General features: G+C 68.3%; 10 protein-coding genes and 4 pseudogenes. 13 read left to right on the top strand and 1 reads right to left on the bottom strand.

Going from position 1 to position 14,971, the window contains the following annotated elements:
- Positions 1-99: 99 nt before the first annotated feature.
- From QC282_RS26730 to QC282_RS26715, 4 genes and pseudogenes are all read left to right on the top strand, one after another.
- Positions 100-549: pseudogene (locus QC282_RS26730) on the top strand (ion transporter); the annotation flags it as partial.
- Positions 550-551: 2 nt separating this feature from the next.
- Positions 552-848: a hypothetical protein gene (locus QC282_RS26725; RefSeq protein ID WP_279552145.1), complete on the top strand. Its 297-nt coding sequence runs from the start codon at positions 552-554 to the stop codon at positions 846-848.
- Positions 849-861: 13 nt separating this feature from the next.
- Entirely contained in the window at positions 862-1,362 is a 501-nt protein-coding gene (locus QC282_RS26720; protein WP_336621089.1) for a hypothetical protein, read from the top strand.
- Positions 1,363-1,544: 182 nt separating this feature from the next.
- Positions 1,545-2,060 (top strand): GNAT family N-acetyltransferase, encoded by a 516-nt coding sequence (locus QC282_RS26715; RefSeq protein WP_279552125.1) that lies wholly within the window; start codon positions 1,545-1,547, stop codon positions 2,058-2,060.
- 342 nt (positions 2,061-2,402) lie between these two features.
- Here QC282_RS26715 and QC282_RS26710 read toward each other — a convergent pair whose 3' ends face one another.
- A complete protein-coding gene (locus QC282_RS26710) occupies positions 2,403-3,200 on the bottom strand; it encodes an IclR family transcriptional regulator (protein ID WP_279552124.1) in 798 nt (265 codons plus the stop codon).
- 709 nt (positions 3,201-3,909) lie between these two features.
- Here QC282_RS26710 and QC282_RS26705 point away from each other — a divergent pair.
- From QC282_RS26705 to QC282_RS26665, 9 genes and pseudogenes are all read left to right on the top strand, one after another.
- The gene (locus QC282_RS26705; protein ID WP_279552123.1) at positions 3,910-5,322 is read left to right on the top strand and encodes an MFS transporter; all 1,413 of its coding nucleotides are present in this window, start codon (positions 3,910-3,912) and stop codon (positions 5,320-5,322) included.
- 386 nt (positions 5,323-5,708) lie between these two features.
- Positions 5,709-6,798 (top strand): annotated as a pseudogene (locus QC282_RS26700) (S-(hydroxymethyl)mycothiol dehydrogenase).
- Positions 6,799-7,659: 861 nt separating this feature from the next.
- Positions 7,660-8,049: a glycine cleavage system protein GcvH gene (gene gcvH / locus QC282_RS26695; RefSeq protein WP_336621090.1), complete on the top strand. Its 390-nt coding sequence runs from the start codon at positions 7,660-7,662 to the stop codon at positions 8,047-8,049.
- Positions 8,050-8,186: 137 nt separating this feature from the next.
- Positions 8,187-9,569 (top strand): L-serine ammonia-lyase, encoded by a 1,383-nt coding sequence (locus tag QC282_RS26690; RefSeq protein WP_279552121.1) that lies wholly within the window; start codon positions 8,187-8,189, stop codon positions 9,567-9,569.
- 26 nt (positions 9,570-9,595) lie between these two features.
- Positions 9,596-9,781 (top strand): annotated as a pseudogene (locus QC282_RS26685) (hypothetical protein); the annotation flags it as partial.
- Positions 9,782-9,966: 185 nt separating this feature from the next.
- Positions 9,967-11,197 (top strand): annotated as a pseudogene (mshA, locus tag QC282_RS26680) (D-inositol-3-phosphate glycosyltransferase).
- Positions 11,198-11,375: 178 nt separating this feature from the next.
- A complete protein-coding gene (locus QC282_RS26675; RefSeq protein WP_279552120.1) occupies positions 11,376-12,989 on the top strand; it encodes a BCCT family transporter in 1,614 nt (537 codons plus the stop codon).
- A 244-nt stretch (positions 12,990-13,233) separates the two neighbouring features.
- Positions 13,234-14,319: an S-(hydroxymethyl)mycothiol dehydrogenase gene (locus tag QC282_RS26670; protein ID WP_279552119.1), complete on the top strand. Its 1,086-nt coding sequence runs from the start codon at positions 13,234-13,236 to the stop codon at positions 14,317-14,319.
- Positions 14,319-14,954 (top strand): MBL fold metallo-hydrolase, encoded by a 636-nt coding sequence (locus QC282_RS26665; RefSeq protein ID WP_279552118.1) that lies wholly within the window; start codon positions 14,319-14,321, stop codon positions 14,952-14,954. Before QC282_RS26670 ends, QC282_RS26665 begins: the two co-directional genes overlap by 1 nt.
- Positions 14,955-14,971 lie beyond the last annotated feature (17 nt).

The raw sequence follows: 14,971 nt of genomic DNA, 5'->3' as shown, positions 1-14,971 counted from the left end.
ATCGGGCGCTCGGGTGCGTGAGCGGTGAGGTATCCTGCTGAAGCCGCCCCGGCACGGCGCAACCATCTACAGTGCTGTAGAAGTCTCTCCCGCCGGAGGCTGGCGGAACGGGCCCGTGCCATCACGGAGGCCCGGCGGTTCGCCCTCACCGTGTTCGGCCTGATCCTCGCCAACGCGGCACTGCTGGGCGCGGAGGCGTACAGCGCTGTGGTCGAGGACTGGGACCAGTGGTTACACCTGGCCGAACACGTCTGTCTGGCCGCTTTCACGGTTGAGATACTCCTGCGGGCCTGCGCGCACACCGACCGCCCCCGCGACTTCTTCCGTGATCCGTGGAATCTGTTCGAACTGGCCGTCGTGGTCTCCGCATTCCTGCCGGTCGTTCGCGAGAACGGCACCATCCTGCGGCTGCTGCGCCTAGCCCGAGTCCTGCGCACCGCCCGCTTCCTGCCCCAACTGCGCACCTTCATGGTCGCCGTCGGGCGCAGTCTGCCCGGCACCTTCAGCTTCCTGGTCGTCGGTGCCCTGTTGCTGTACGTCTACGCGATGCGGTGGAGATCGTGTTGCGCGACCGGATCACGGACGCGGGTACCAAGCCGCTGTTCCAGCTCATCAAGCAGGGTGTCGAAGCCGGCGTCCTGACGGCGCGGCAGGCGGAGTACCTCGCAGAGCTGCTTGCGGACGGCGACGCCGGTAACCGGGTGGAGCGCCATGGTCTCGAGAATCTCGACGGCCGGCTGCCGGTGTGCGGTGCGGCCGGTTTCGATCCAGGCGCTTGCCACGGACCGCACCGTCGTGCCGCCCGGCAGCAGGGACAGCTGTACCAGGCAGTCGGCGATACGCTGTAGATGCCGCACGGCGATGAGTCTCGGCAGCCACCTTGCACCACTGACCGCCCGGTTCGCGGGCAGTGGCGAGCGCGCGGTCATGGTGAGTCTCGGCGCGAGCGCGATCAGCCTCCTTCTGCTCGGCGCCACCGCAGCGTTCACAGGAGTGGGTTCCATGATCCTCGCCGCCATCGGCTACGGCCTCGTCTACCTCGGTCTCGGCGCAGCGGGACCCGGTGAGAACGCCCTCCTGCACCGCCATGTCTCAAGTCCGGGCCGGGCCACCGCACTGTCCGTCCAGTCTCTCGCTCTGCAACTGGTGGCAGCTCTCACCGGCTTGATCATTGGTGTCCTTCCCTCAGGCCTGCCGCCGTGGCTGCTGGGAGGCACAGTGCTGCTGGCAGGAGCTCTCCTGTGGATTCACCGCAACGGGCCCACACCCGAAACCCCGGCGGAAACTCCTCAGCGACATACTGTGTCGCCCTCCTTGAGCACCACCGACTCCAACTCGCTTCAGCAACATGCCGATCAGTGAGTCTCCGCCACTCGACAACGCAGGTGAACGGCTCGTTCGACCGGTTCTCGGGGATACTCGCACTCGTCGTGAGCGACTGCTTGAGGAGTGGATCGTCCGTCAGGAGGGGCTTTCGGACCTGAAGGTCCGGCAGCAGGGTAAAGCAGTTCGTTCTGAGGTACCTGTGGCATTACCGTGACGCGATGATGCGTGTGCGGGAGATGGATGAGGCTGACATCGGGGCCGTCTCGACGATCCGGGTCCGGGGATGGCAGGCGGCGTACGCCGGCATCGTTCCCCAGACGTACCTGGATGCAATGACTGACGAAGGAGATGCCGGTCAGCGGCGGCAGTTGTTCCCTCAACCCCGTCGGAAGTCACGAGACCTTGTTGCGCTCGGTGACCGCGGCCCGGTGGGGTGGATCTGCTTTGGGCCCTGTCAACATGAGATGTCTGGTGTTGGGCGGGTAGGTGAGGTCTACGCCCTGTACGTCGCACCGGATCTGATCGGTCAGGGCATCGGGCGGAGGCTCCTGGGTGAGGCTCACGCTCAGATGAAGAGCCAGGGCTTCGAGGCGTCGGCCTTGTGGGTTCTCTGTGACAACCAACCAGCCCGGCGCTTCTACGAGCGGGCCGGCTATCAAGCCGACGGTGCAACTCGAGACGATGTCTACGACGAGATCACGCTCACTGAGCTCCACTACCAGCGCGTCCTCTGAGTTCAGCGACGACAGGTGCATCTTGGATCCCGAACTGCTGGAACGGATCACCGCGCGGCGTGGAATTGGACGAACTCGAAGACCAACTGGTCGAGCAGCTGGGGGAGGTACGGGCCGAGCGGAACGAAATTTCCGTCACCGACGAGTCGTTGAGCAGGTGAGTGAACAGATCGCTGACGAACGCGCCTCGGCCGCGTCGGCACCTGGCGGGTGGGCGGGCATGCGGTGATGCTGATCCCGCACCGTGCACCGGGCGTGGAGGAGGCCGCGCTCCCGCCGGACCAGCAGCGCATCCTCGCCGTCGTACGGCAAGCACAGCCCGCACCCTTCGGCCGAGCGGACTCAGTGGGCGTACCCCATGCGGTGACTGATCTCCTCGGCGCCTTTGAGCAGGACGGGAGCAATCTCGCAGATGCGCTGCTCACTGAGGCGGTACGCGGGGCCGGAGGCGCTGAGGGCGGCGACGACCTCACCGGTGTGAGACCGGATCGGAGCCGCCACGGCGTGCAGGCCGATCTCGAATTCCTCCAGTGTCACCGCGTAACCGCGCTCCCGCGCCTCCGTGAGATCTTTTCCCAGTTGGGACTGGGAAGTTATTGTGTGCGGCGTCAGTTTCTGCATCCCGGACGCCGCGAGTGCTGCGGCGCGGTCTTCCGCGGGCAGGTGGGCCAGAAGGATCTTGCCGCTGGACGTGGCGTGCAGGGGCGTGAGCTGCCCGACCCAGTTGTTGGTGCCGATCGCGCCCGGGCCACGCATCTGGTACAGGTTGACCGCGTAATGCTCCTGTAGAACGGCGATGTTGACGGTCTCGCCGATCTCCTCGCTGAGTCGCTCGCACACAGCTCGGCCCTGCTGGGTGAGATCGAGACGGTCCGTGACCGCGCCCGCCAGGCGTACGATCCCGAAGCCGAGCCGGTACTTGCCCCGCTCGGTCGACTGCTCGACGAGCCCGCGTGCCTCAAGCGCTCCGAGGAGGCGGAACGCGGTCGACTTGTGGACATTGAGCTCGGCGGCGACCTCGCTCACGCCCGCCTCTGCGCGCTGAGCGAGAATCTCCAAGACGCTGACGGCGCGGTCGACGGACTGCACCCCGCCCGCCGCGGCGCCTGCTGCTTCGCCGTCTGCCGTGTAGTTGCTCATGGCGCAACTATACGACTGGTTTTGCTCCCCTGTCGGGGATGGGCAAGTCGATATACCGAGAACCGAATGGAGCCCTCGGGGCCGTCACCCGCCCTGCGAGCGGACTCTGCGACCGGCCCCGGCGCGCCCCGTCTCCTGGAGTGCTCGACCTTGCCGCGGGGGGTGAACCGGGGACAGGCCGTCTTCGGTGCCCGCTCCGTCGACTCCGGGTGCGCACCGGATCGCCGAGCGGCGGAGCTGTGAGCGGAACGGATCCTTCGTTCCGTCAGCGGACCCCCCCCCGGGACAGCGGTGGCGGCCGTGGCTGAAAATGAGGGTGTCGGCAGGAGGGCGGCCACAGGGTGTTTCTCTATATGAACGAAACACCGCAATGTGAAACGTGGCCCTGCGGGCGATGAGGTCCCTCAAGACCGGGCGGGCGGCGGTGTAAGCGACGCCCGTCATGGGGATGGGGGTGCGCGGTGAGCTGTTGCGGGATGCGAGAGGAACTTGCAAAACCTTGTGCAGGTTGCCTTGACGTCGCTCCGGGATGGATGTTCTGTTGCGACTGAAGGAACGCGTTTCTTTGAATGCAACTCCGTCGTGGGGCGTCAACCGTGATGGCACCGCCCAGGTCGGTCCCGGGCCGGGTTCTTCGAACCCGGTTCCGCCGGAAGGGGGTCACGGTCGTGAGCCACACAGTCCCCCGTCCCCCAGTCCGGGAGCTCAAATGTCCATCAGTGCCATCGACGAGGTGCCGCTGAACAAGTTCCATCGCAAACTCACTTGGGCCTGCGCCGGAGGTCCGTTCCTAGACGGCTACCTGCTCAGCATCATCGGTGTCGCGCTGATCGGCATGAGCAACGAGCTGAACCTGAGCATCGGAGAGGAAAGCCTCATCGGTGCCGCCGCCTTGGTCGGCATCTTCGTCGGAGGCCTGTTCGGCGGCATCGCCACCGACAAGCTCGGCCGTGAGGCGATGTACACCATCGACCTGATGATCCTGGTCGTCGTATCGGTGCTGTCGGTGTTCGCCACTGACGCCTGGCAGCTCGTGGTGCTGCGCTTCATCCTTGGCGTGGCCGTCGGAGCCGACTACCCCATCGCGACGTCACTGCTGGCTGAATGGGTGCCGAACCGGCATCGCGGCCGGTTGCTCGGGATTCTCATCCTCGCTTGGTATGTCGGTGCGGCGGCCGCCTATGTGGTCGGCTACGTCCTGGCCGAGATCGGTGGCGCCGGCGCTTGGCGGTGGATGCTGGCCTCCGGAGCGTTGCTGAGCGCAGTGATCCTTTTGATGCGTATCGGTACACCCGAGTCGCCGTTGTGGCTGGTGAACAAGGGGCGCACCGTCGATGCCCAGAAGTCGATCAAGCGGGCTCTCGGCCGTACCGTCCCCATCGATGACCTGCTCGCCGCCGCGGCCGCCGAACGAGCCGTGGAACGGTACCGGTTGCGTGACCTGTTCCAGGGCATCTATCTGCGGCGGACGCTGTTCTGCGGGCTGTTCTACATGTGTCAGATCACGCCGATGTTCGCCCTGTACACCTTCGGGCCGGCCATCCTGGGATCCTTCGGTCTCGGCGAGGGCAATGCCAGCAACCTCGGTTCGGCGCTGATCAGTTCCGTGTTCGTGCTGGGCTGCATTCCCGCGCTGCGTCTGGTGGACCGGGTGGGGCGCCGCCCCGTCATCGTCTGGTCGTTCGCCTTGATGGCGATCCCGCTCGCGGTGCTCGGAGGCGGGGACTCGCTTCCCGTCGCGGTGGTCGTCGCCTGCTTCTGTACCTACGCCCTGCTCTCCGGCGGCCCCACGGTGCTGGAGTGGACCTATCCCAACGAGCTGTTCCCCACCAGTATCCGAGCCACCGCAGGGGGCGTGGCCACCTCGATCAGCCGTATCGGCGCCGCCGCGGGTACCTTCCTGCTGCCGATCTCTCTGAGCAGGCTGGGCATTGGCACGACCATGCTGATCGGCGCCGGTATCACCCTGGTCGGCTGGCTGGTGTCTTTTGCGTGGGCCGAGGAGACCCGGGGTCGCACGCTGGCGGAGACCAGTGCCGTCCCGGCCGACTCCCGACACCCCGCAGAGGCCGACGAGAAGCGCGGAGCCGACGTGCGGGAGAGCGATCTCGAGCGTTCCTGACGCCGCGCGCGCCGGGCAGAGACACGCGGCTGTCCGCCCCATGAGGCCGGACAGCCGCGTGTCCTGGCAGGTCCGTCCGGCCGGATCACACGTTCTTCGGCGCCCCTTGACAGCGCCGCTCATCCTGCGGCAGACGGTTTCTCTTGTGAAGCAGTGAATGTCATGCGCAACGGAGTGCCGGCTCGACCTCGTCCCTCCTGGGGCCGGGGAGGCCGGTGCCCAGTGCCAAGACGCCCTGCACCACCCGCGTTCGTGGGAGCTTCCGTGCACGGCGAAGGCGCCGATCCCTCGTCTCATCGTTCCGCCAGGGCGATGCGACGCCGCGCCAACCAGCACATCCGGTCGCACCTGGGATTCGGCCGTCTCCCTCGGCGAGGAGAACCACAGTGACACATGAGATACGAGCCGTCGTCGCTCGCGAGAAGGGTGCCCCCGTCGCGCTGGAGACCGTCCTGGTGCCGGACCCTGGTCCGGGCGAGGCGTTGGTGCGGGTGCACGCCTGTGGTGTCTGCCGCATCGACCTGCACTACCGGGAGGGTGAGGTCGCCGACGAATTCCCCTTCCTGCTCGGCCACGAGGCCGCAGGGGTGGTCGAATCGGTCGGTGAGGGGGTCACCGAGGTCGCGCCCGGTGACGTCGTCGTGCTCAACTGGCGCGCGGTATGCGGTGGTCAGTGCCGGGCTTGTCGCAAGGGCAGGCCGTGGTACTGCTTCGCCCCTCGCCACGCAGGTCGGCCGATGACGCTGGCAGACGGCATTCCGCTGTCCCCGGCCCTGGGTATCGGTGCCTTCGCCGAGGAGACCCTGGTTGCGGCCGGGCAGTGCACCAATGTGGACGCGACCGCCTCGCCGGCCGCTGCGGGGCTGCTGGGCTGCGGCGTGATGGCCGGATTCGGCGCCGCGGTCAACACCGGCGGCGTCGGCCGCGGAGACTCGATCGCGGTGATCGGCTGCGGCGCCGTGGGCATGGCCGCGATCGCCGGTGCCAACGTCGCAGGCGGCGCCCGCATCATCGCCGTCGACGTCGACGAGGGGAAGCTGCGACGGGCCGAGAGGTTCGGCGCCACCGACACCGTCGACTCCTCCAGGGCCGACGCTGTCGAGGCCATTCGTACGCTCACCGGCGGCTTCGGTGCCGCCGTGGTCGTGGACGCCGTGGGCCGCCCTGAGACCTACAAGCAGGCCTTCTACGCCCGCGACCTGGCCGGCACCACCGTCCTGGCCGGTGTCTCCACCCCGAGGCTGACGATCGAGCTGCCTCTGCTGGATGTCTTCGGCCGGGGGCGGAGCTTTGAAGTCCTCGTGGTACGGCGACTGCCTGCCCTCACGGGACTTCCCTGCGCTGATCGAGCTCTGTCTGCAGGGCCGCTTCGACCTGGCGAGCTTCGTCAGCGAGAAGATCACACTGGACGAGGTGGAGCCGGCCTTCGCCAAGATGCGTCGCGGTGAGGTCCTGCGCTCGGTGGTGATCCCGTGAGCGCCTGCAAGGACGGCCCACCCCGAGAGGCACCCGGTTACTGGCGACTGACCGCCGACAGCGCTGACGGTGGCCGGCGTCGGAGTGTGGCGACACCCTCTTCCGTGCTGTCCGTGCTGTCCGTGCTGTCCGTGCTGTCCGGGCGGCGTCGTGTCGAACGGCAGACCAGCACCCTCTCGCACGAGCGGCCCGCCCACTGATTCGTCTGTACCGCCCGAGCACCTGTCGTGTGTCTCCTCCGGCAGGTGCACGGGCCTTTTGCCGTTGGCCGGGGGAGCGACGCCACGGCGGACCGATGCGGCTTCTCTCTTGACAACGCCTTGGAGTAAACGAAAGCATGTTGCGCATAGCGAGTTTGGTTGTGTTATCCGAGACAATCGTTCGCTGCTTGTACTCCGTCGAATGGTCGGGTGCCCACCCCCGGCCGACGGCTCCCATTCCCCGTCGGGCACCCGCAACCCGGAGGTTCTCCATGATCACGGTGTGCCGGATCGAAGACCTGCCGCCTGGCGAGTCCATCCGCACGCACCCAGGAGGCCGCACCGGCCCACGGCCGGCCGGCGGGCTGGTGCGTCGAAGGCCCCCTGCCCTTGGCCTTGTTCGGTCTGCGCGCGGGCCGGCCGACCTTCCTCTCGGGGAAGGAACCGGCGCCCGTCCACCACGGCCCCTTCGAGGACGGCTACCCCGTTCTCCGCGTCGCTGCCGGAGAACCGGCGTGAGGAACACCCCCGTCGCCGTGCTCGCCATGGACCGGCCGAGGCTGTTCAACCGGTTGTGCCGCACCCCCGCCCCGGTCGCTGAGGCCTCCGTCTCATGAGCTCCCCGCCCCGGCACCGTGCGCGGTCCCCGCGGGAGACCGCCCTGAGCGTTCCGCAGCACCTGCGGTACACCTGGGACCACGAGTGGTTGCTCGTCGATGCGGGCAACGCCACCGTGGGCATCACCGCCTTCGCGGCACAGGCCCTCGGTGATGTCGTCCACCTCCGGCTGCCGGCGGTCGGTACCCGGGTCGAGGCGGGTGAGGCATGCGGGGCGATCAGTTCTCCCACAGCCGTCGGTGAGCTCTATGCCCCGGCCTCGGGTGAGGTCCTGGAGGTCAACACCGCGCTGGCCGGCGCACCAGGCGTCGTCATCGCCGCTCCCTACACCCTCGGCTGGCTGTTCAGGCTGCGGGTCGAGAACATCGCCGGTGCGCTGTCCGCCGACGCGTACGCCGCGTACTGCGCGCATGTCCAAGGAGACGGCCGATGACGTACGACAGCGGCGCGTGCACTGCCCGCGTCACCACCTCGGCGGAGCGGGACCCCGTTCACCCACTCATGTGACCGCCTCCCGCGGGCCGTGCCCGCGGCATGTTCGTAATTCCCTTCCACCCCATGGAGTGTGGCGTGGCAATCAGCGTCTTCGACCTGTTCTCCATCGGCATCGGTCCGTCCAGCTCGCACACCGTCGGCCCGATGCGAGCCGCCCGAATGTTCGCCGCCCGGCTGAAGAGGGACGGCCTGCTCGCGCAGTCCGCCGCGGTGCGAGCGGAGCTGTTCGGCTCCCTCGGTGCCACCGGCCACGGCCACGGCACCCCGAAGGCCGTGCTGCTCGGCCTGGAGGGCAACGAACCGCACACGGTCGACGTCGCCCAGGCCGAGCTGGACGTCGGGCGGATCCGCAGTACCAAGCGCATCCGCCTCCTCGGTACCGAGATCGGACCGGACCACGAGATCGACTTCGACGTCGACACCCAGCTGGTCCTGCACCGCCGGCGTTCACTGCCTTATCACGCCAACGGCATGACCATCAGTGCGTACGACGTGGGCGGGCAGCCGCTGCTGGAGAAGACGTACTACTCGGTCGGTGGCGGTTTCGTGGTCGACGAGGAGGCCGTCGGCGCGGACCGGGTCAAGCTGGACGACACCGTCCTGAAGTACCCCTTCCGCACCGGTGACGAATTGCTGAGCCTGGCGCGCGAGACAGGTCTGTCGATCTCCGCGCTGATGCTGGAGAACGAGAAGGCCTGGCGCACCGAGGACGAGATCCACGAGGGCCTGCTGGAGATCTGGCGGGTCATGCAGGCCTGTGTCTCCCGCGGACTGTCCAGTGAGGGGATTCTCCCCGGCGGTCTGAAGGTCCGCCGTCGCGCCGCGGCCGCGGCCCGGGCGATGCGCAGCGAGGGCGATCCGGCGCTCCGTGCGATGGAGTGGGTAACCCTCTACGCGATGGCCGTGAACGAGGAGAACGCGGCCGGCGGCCGGGTCGTGACCGCCCCGACCAACGGCGCGGCCGGCATCATCCCGGCGGTCCTGCACTACTACATCAACTTCGTGCCCGGCGCCGACGAGGAGGACGTCGTCCGGTTTCTGCTCACCGCGGGCGCGATCGGCATGCTGTTCAAGGAGAACGCCTCCATCTCGGGCGCCGAGGTCGGCTGCCAGGGCGAGGTCGGCTCGGCCTGCTCGATGGCCGCGGGTGGTCTGGCCGAAGTGCTGGGCGCCACCCCCGAGCAGGTGGAGAACGCCGCGGAGATCGGCATGGAGCACAACCTCGGCCTCACCTGCGACCCCGTCGGCGGCCTGGTCCAGATCCCGTGCATCGAGCGCAACGGCATGGCCGCGGTCAAGGCCGTGACCGCCGCCCGCATGGCGCTGCGCGGCGACGGTCGCCACCACGTTTCACTCGACAAGGTCATCAAAACCATGAAGGAGACCGGCGCCGACATGAAGGTCAAGTACAAGGAGACGGCTCGCGGCGGACTCGCTGTCAACGTCATCGAGTGCTGAGCGCGGGGGAGTTGAGAGGGTTGTTCATGGGCGAGCACGATCGAGTCGCAGTCGGGCCGGGACTCGTCGACACCTACGGGTGTGCCGCCACCGACCTGTGGGTCTCACTCACCGACAGGTGCGATCCGCGCGGCGCCTCCTGCATGCCGGAAGAGGGTTTGCGGTGGCTGACCAAGCCTGATCTGCTCACCGACGACGAGGTCGTCCGGCTGAACGGCGAGCAGCGTATCGACCTTCGGACGGCAGTCGGCAGGCCACGGCAGCCGGAAGGCGGGCCGGCCAGGTGAGCCGGCACCTGCGCCGGCTCGGCGAGGACCGTGGTCTCGTCCCCGGCACCCCTGTCGACGCCTCGTGGCCGCGGCCTCGCGACGCCCGCCGCCACCCGCGCCGTGTGGCGATGCTCAGCGTGCACACCTCTCCGCTGCACCAGCCGGGCACCGGCGATGCCGGTGGAATGAACGTCTACATCGTGGAGCTGGCCCGGCGTCTCGCCGCGATCGGCATCGAGGTCGAGATCTTTACGCGCGCCACTTCTGCCGTGCTTCCGTCCGCCGTGGAACTGGCCCCCGGCGTCCTCGTGCGGCACATCGACGCCGGCCCCTATGAGGGGCTTGCCAAGGAGGACCTGCCCGCCCAACTGTGCGCCTTCGCGTATGGCGTGATGCAGGCGTGGGCCGGCCACCGCCCAGGCCACTACGATCTGGTCCACTCGCACTACTGGCTCTCCGGTCATGTCGGTCGGCTCGCCGCCCGGCGCTGGGGCCTGCCCCTGGTGCACGCCATGCACACCATGGCCAAGGTCAAGAACGCCAACCTCGCCGAGGGCGACACCCCCGAGCCTGCGGCCCGGGTTGTCGGCGAGTCCCGGATCGTCGCCGCCGCGGACCGGCTGATCGCCAACACCCGGAAGGAAGCGGAGGAGTTGCTCCGCCACTATGGCGCCGACAGCAGCCGGGTCACGGTCGTCCACCCCGGCGTCGATCTGGAGCGTTTCCGGCCCGACCCGTCCGGCGTCGAGGTCGGCCGGGCTGCGGCGCGCGCCCGCCTCGGCCTGCCCCAAGACGCGCTCATACCTTTGTTCGTGGGGCGGATACAGCCCTTGAAAGCGCCGGACGTCCTGCTGTTTCTCGGTGGCCCGGTTGCTGGAAGAACGGCCGTGGCTCCGAGAGCGGATCATGGTCCCGGTCGTGGGTGGGCCGAGCGGCAACGGCCTGTCGAAGCCGGACGGGCTGCAGAAGCTGGCGGCGCACCTCGGCATCGGTGATGTCGTGCGGTTCCAGTCGCCGGTGGGTCAGGAGCAGCTCGCCGACTGGTATCGCGCGGCGTCGGTCCTGGTCACGCCGTCCTACAGCGAATCCTTCGGCCTGGTGGCCATCGAGGCGCAGGCCTGCGGCACCCCGGTGATCGCAGCGGAGGTGGGCGGTCTGCCCGTGGCGGTGCGAGACGGTACGAGCGGCTTGCTCGTACCGGGGCACGACCCGGTCGACTACGCACGTGCGTTGCAGAGTTTCGCCGACGACCCGGCACTCTGCGTTCGGATGGGCGAGGCCGCCGTCCGGCACGCCCGCTCCTTCGGCTGGGACAGGACCGCCGCGGCGACGGCGGCCGTCTACGCGGAGGCGATGTGACCGTCGTCATAACGATGGGTGTACGGGGCTTGACCTGTCGGGGCTGACCGCGAAACTGTTGCACATCGAGCTTTCGGTTGCGTGTTGCGCACCATGTGCGCAGGTTTCGAGCGGCAGGGAACTTCCTCTTCCCGTCCGCCCCCTCTCCTCTCTCCATGCCCCGTACGGAAGGTCGCCGATGAGTACCCCTGCGACAAAGAAACCGAGTTCGGCCACGACTCGGCTTGATCCGGCAGTCCTCTACATCTCCGTGACGCTGTCCGCCCTCTTCGTGGCGTGGGGAGTGTTCTTCACCGACAGTCTCGCCACCGTGGCCGAGGTGACGCTGGGGCGGATCATCGAGAACTTCGGCTGGCTCTTCGTCCTGGCCAGTTCCGGATTCGTCCTGCTGGCGGTTGTGCTGGCGTTCAGCCGGTTCGGCTGTATCCGGCTCGGCAAGGACACCGACCGTCCGGAATTCAGCACCGCCTCATGGGTGGCGATGATGTTCAGCGCCGGCATGGGCATCGGCCTGATGTTCTACGGCGCGAGTGAGCCACTCATGCACATGGCCAGCCCACCGCCCGGCACCGCCAAGGCGGGCACGGACGACGCGGCCCGCGTCGCGCTGGAGTACTCGTACTTCCACTGGGCAGTCCACCCGTGGGCCATGTACGCCGTCGCCGGCCTCGCCCTCGCCTACTTCGGATTCCGCAAGAGCGGCAACAGTCTGATCAGTTCAGCCTTCCGGCCGCTGCTCGGCGACCGGGTGAACGGACCGCTGGGCAAGTCCATCGACATTCTGGCCATCTTCGCCACCCTCTTCGGCTCCGCCGTCTCCCTGGGGCTCGGCGCGTTGCAGATCAACAGCGGACTGAACGAGCTCTGGGGGATCGCGGACTCCACCGCGCTGGCCGTCTTGATCATCGCGGTGCTCACCGTCCTGTTCGTCGTCTCGGCCCTCACCGGGGTACATCGCGGTATCCAGTGGCTGAGCAACGGCAACATGATCCTGGCCGGCGTTCTGCTGCTGTTCGTCTTCGTCGTGGGCCCCACGGTATTCATCCTGAACAGCCAGACCGAGGCGCTGGGCGGCTACCTGGCCTCCCTTCCGGAGATGAGCTTCACGACGGGTGCCTTCGGCGGCAGCGAATGGCTCTCCGGCTGGACGATCTTCTACTGGGCGTGGTGGATCTCCTGGACGCCGTTCGTGGGCACGTTCATCGCGCGGATCTCCCGTGGTCGCACGATCCGCCAGTTCATCGTCGGTGTGATCATCGCGCCGAGCGTGGTGAGCGTCGTGTGGTTCGCGATCCTCGGCGGGACCGCGCTGAATCAGGAGATGCACGGCGGCCGGCTGTCCGCGGCGGTCGCCGAGGGCGAGGAAGCGGGCCTGTTCGCCACCTTGCAGACGCTGCCCTGGTTCACCATCACCTCGGTCCTGGTGATCGTCCTGGTCGGCCTGTTCTTCGTCAGCGGTGCCGATGCGGCATCCGTGGTGCTGGGCATGCTCTCCTGCCGGGGCTGCGCGAACCCCAGCCGACCCGTCGTGATCCTCTGGGGCACGTTGACCGGCCTGGTCGCGGCCGTCCTGCTGCTGGCCGGAGGCCTGGAAGCGGTCAAGCAGGTCGCCATCATCGCCGCCTTCCCGTTCCTGTTCGTGATGATCGGCATGTGTGTCTCCCTGGTCAAGGCGCTGCGCGCCGAACCGAGAGGTGAACGGGCCCCGGAGGCCGTGGTAGCCGCCGACGAACGCGCGCCGGACGACGGTGCGCGACCGACCGAGGTGGCGGATCCGCAGGTTACCGGCTGAGCTGCCGGAAGAGACGAAAACCGGCCGAAAACCGGCCGACTCAGGGCGCGGGCGAGGGCCGCATCCCAGGATGCCGTCCCCGCCCGCGCCCCGCCCGCGTCGACGTCGCCCAACGCCAACTCACCCGGTGGCAGTCGGCCACTTGACCTCGCACCTGCCCTTCCCCGATGCTCAGTTGCGTATAACGGTGCGTGTGTCTGATTAAGCAACACGCAGTTGAAAGTTCCCGCCAGAGGAGTAACCCATGGCTCACGAGGTTCGTGCCGTCGTCGCCCTTAAGAAGGGCGCCCCGGTGTCCGTCGAGACGATCGTTGTACCCGATCCCGGCCCGGGGGAGGCGCTTGTCGCGATCGAGGCGTGCGGCGTCTGCCACACCGACCTCCACTACCGGGAGGGCGGCATCAACGACGAGTTCCCCTTCTTGCTGGGGCACGAGGCCGCGGGCCGCGTCGAGGCCGTCGGAGAGGGTGTCACCGGCATCGAGCCGGGTGACTTCGTCATCCTGAACTGGCGTGCGGTCTGCGGGCAGTGCAGGGCGTGCAGCAAGGGCAAGCCCTGGTACTGCTTCGCCACGCACAACGCCAAGCAGTCGATGACGCTGCTCGACGGCACGCCGCTCTCGCCCGCGCTCGGCATCGGTGCCTTCGCGGAGAAGACGCTGGTTGCCGAGGGACAGTGCACCAAAGTCGACCCGGCGGCTCCGGCGGCCGCCGCCGGCCTGCTGGGATGCGGCGTCATGGCGGGCTTCGGCGCGGCCGTGAACACCGGCGCCGTCGGCCGTGGGGACTCCGTCGCCGTCATCGGCTGTGGTGGGGTGGGTATGGCCGCCGTCGCGGGGGCGAGGCTCGCCGGCGCGACCAAGGTCATCGCCGTCGACGTCGACCAGCGCAAGCTCGACCGGGCCATGAGCATGGGCGCCACGCATGTGATCGACGGCAAGGCGGCGGACGTCGTGGAAGCCGTGCGTGAGCTGACCGGCGGCAACGGCGCGGACGTGGTCGTCGACGCGGTCGGCCGGCCCGAGACGTACAAGCAGGCCTTCTACGCCCGCGACTTGGCCGGCACGGTCGTCCTGGTCGGCGTGCCCACTCCGGAAATGACCGTGGAACTTCCGCTGATCGACGTCTTCGGACGCGGTGGCGCGCTGAAGTCCAGCTGGTACGGCGACTGTCTGCCCTCGCGCGACTTCCCTGCGCTCATCGACCTGTACCTGTCGGGACGCTTCGACCTGGACGCGTTCGTCAGCGAGACCATCGGTCTCGGTGACGTGGAGAAGGCGTTCGAGAAGATGCACCACGGTGACGTCCTGCGCTCGGTGGTGGTGCTGTGATGGCCGGTACCGTCCGTATCGAACACCTCGTCACCAGCGGCACCTTCAGCCTCGACGGCGGCACCTGGGAGGTCGACAACAACGTCTGGATCGTCGGTGACGACGACGAGGTCGTGGTCATCGACGCGGCGCACGACGCCGACGCCATCCTGGCGGCCGTCGGTGACCGCCGTCTGACGGCCATCGTGTGCACTCACGCCCACGACGACCATGTGAGCGCCGCTCCTGCCGTCGCGGACGCCACGGGTGCCCCCGTCCTTCTGCACCCCGACGACCAGGTGCTGTGGGAGCTGGCGCACCCGGACCGGCGGCCCGACGGCGCGCTCGCCGACGGTGAGGAGCTGAAGGTCGCGGGCATCGGCCTTCGGGTTCTCCACACGCCCGGACACGCTCCGGGGGCCGTGTGCCTGTACGCACCCGAGCTGGGGGCCCTGTTCAGCGGCGACACCCTGTTCGCCGGAGGCCCCGGCGCGACCGGGCGCTCGTACAGCGACTTCGGCACGATCACCACCTCGATCCGGGACCGGCTGCTGACGCTCCCGGGGGAGACGGTCGTCCACACCGGCCACGGCGAGACGACCACTGTCGCCGCAGAGGCACCACACCTCGCCGAGTGGGTGGCCCGCGGCTGGTGACGCGGGCCCTGCCATGC

The sequence above is a fragment of the Streptomyces sp. DH24 genome (genome assembly GCF_029813775.1).
Taxonomy (GTDB): domain Bacteria; phylum Actinomycetota; class Actinomycetes; order Streptomycetales; family Streptomycetaceae; genus Streptomyces.
Note: the sequence above shows the minus strand (reverse complement) of the source record. Positions and strands in the feature narration are given on the sequence as shown.

What these genes read in the sequence shown, in the direction of transcription:
- QC282_RS26720 (WP_336621089.1), top strand. Translation starts at nt 862, where the DNA reads ATGAGTCTCGGCAGCCACCTTGCACCACTGACCGCCCGGTTCGCGGGC.
- QC282_RS26715 (WP_279552125.1), top strand. Translation starts at nt 1,545, where the DNA reads ATGATGCGTGTGCGGGAGATGGATGAGGCTGACATCGGGGCCGTCTCG.
- QC282_RS26710 (WP_279552124.1), bottom strand. Translation starts at nt 3,200, where the DNA reads ATGAGCAACTACACGGCAGACGGCGAAGCAGCAGGCGCCGCGGCGGGC.
- QC282_RS26705 (WP_279552123.1), top strand. Translation starts at nt 3,910, where the DNA reads ATGTCCATCAGTGCCATCGACGAGGTGCCGCTGAACAAGTTCCATCGC.
- QC282_RS26675 (WP_279552120.1), top strand. Translation starts at nt 11,376, where the DNA reads ATGAGTACCCCTGCGACAAAGAAACCGAGTTCGGCCACGACTCGGCTT.
- QC282_RS26670 (WP_279552119.1), top strand. Translation starts at nt 13,234, where the DNA reads ATGGCTCACGAGGTTCGTGCCGTCGTCGCCCTTAAGAAGGGCGCCCCG.
- QC282_RS26665 (WP_279552118.1), top strand. Translation starts at nt 14,319, where the DNA reads ATGGCCGGTACCGTCCGTATCGAACACCTCGTCACCAGCGGCACCTTC.